Source organism: Arachnia propionica (genome assembly GCF_003859805.1).
Classification (GTDB): Bacteria; Actinomycetota; Actinomycetes; order Propionibacteriales; family Propionibacteriaceae; genus Arachnia; species Arachnia propionica_C.
The window spans coordinates 1-1,608 of record NZ_RQZG01000038.1 but is presented as its reverse complement, the minus strand read 5'-3'; the positions used below and the strand labels follow the sequence as shown (position 1 = coordinate 1,608).

At 64.0% G+C, this 1,608-nt stretch carries 1 protein-coding gene; it reads left to right on the top strand.

Annotation, left to right across the window (positions count from 1 at the left end):
- Positions 1-162: 162 nt before the first annotated feature.
- Positions 163-1,608, top strand: a 1,446-nt coding sequence (locus EII34_RS15650; protein WP_148092640.1) for a DUF6531 domain-containing protein, incomplete at its 3' end; no start/stop codon positions are given.

The following is a 1,608-nucleotide window of genomic DNA, read 5'->3' as shown; positions in this document are numbered from 1 at the left end:
GCGAATGACAATGATGTGTCGTGGGCGAATGTGGTGGCGGGGGCGTTTGAGGCTGCTGGTGGGGATGGCGTGGTGACGGTGGCGAATGCCACATTGACTGCGGCTTTGGAGGCTTCTGGGGTCAACAGCGAGCGGAAGGATTTGGAGATCTCTCCTCCTGAGATGCATGGGGCTCCTCCGACGACGGGGTATGCGAATGATCCGGTGAACACCGCGACGGGAAATTTCCTGGAACCGGAGATCGACTTGGGTTTCGAGGGGGGTTGTTCTGCTCTGGTGTGGGGGCGGATGTACAACTCGGTCAACCCTGCGGTGGGGGCGTTCGGGCCAGGGTGGTCGTCGTGGACCGAGGCTGGTCTCGAGGTGGGGGATTCCGAGGCCAGGTGGCGGCTGTTCGATGGCCGGGAGATCGTATTCCCACGGCTTGGTCAGGGGTGGGATCGCGCAACGACGGAAGCGTTCTGGCTCTCACCTGTCGAGGACGGGTGGGAGATCTGTGACAACACCGGGGGGTGGTGGCGTTTCGACAATGCTGGTCGTCTGACCGGGTTCGCGGCCGGTGAGGGTTTCCAGGTCATGTTGACGTGGTCGGAGGGCCGGTTGGAGCGGATGGCCCATGAGCGGGGTCGTTGGGTCGATGTGGTCTGGGACGAGGGTGGGGCTGCACGGGTCGTCGCGGCCTTGGCCTCGGATGGCCGCCGGATCGAGTACGGCTACGACGAAGCGGGTCGTCTGGTGACTGCCGGGTCGTCTCGGGGAGTCAGGCGATACGTGTGGGATGAGGCGGGGCTCCTGACCCGGGTGATCGATGCGGATGGGGTGGTCGAGGTCACCAACACCTACGATCCCCAGGGGCGGGTGGTTGAACAGACCAGCCAGCATGGCCGGGTGTCCCGGTTCACCTACCTTCCCGGCCACGTCACGGTGGTTGCTGATGAGGATGGTTCACGGTCGAACACGTGGATACACGACGCGCGGGGACGCCTGACCAGGATCGTGGATGCCGACGGTGAGGCCACCAGTTTCGCACGTGACCAATTCGGCAACATCCTGCTGGGGACGGAACGTGATGGTGGGGTCACCGCCAGCCAGTACGACGACCGGTCCCGGCTGATTGCGCGGGTGACACCCACGGGGGCCAGGATCGAGAACCTGTGGGACGAGCAGGACCGACTCCTCCAAGTGCGGGTGTTCACCGATGACGGTGACCCAAGTGTCACCACCTACGACTACGACACCAACTCGAGGTATCCATCACAGATCATCGACGGCACTGGGGCTGTGACCCGGCTGGTGTGGGAACAGGGCCAACTGGTGCAGATGGTCGATCCGACGGGAGTACAGTTCCACATCCGTTACGACCAGCATGGTGACATCATCGCGATGGCTGACGGGGCCGGGAACACCAGCCGGCTGGAACGCGACGAGACAGGCAAGATCATCGCGTCGATCACCCCGAATGGACATGTCACCCGCTTTGAGTGGGTCGGTGACCGGTTGGTTGCGAGGGTGGATCCGGACGGAGGCCGGTGGGGATTCGAACACACCCCGGCCGGACGGTTGACCGCCACCATCGACCCACTCGGGGCGCGTACCGAGATCACCCAC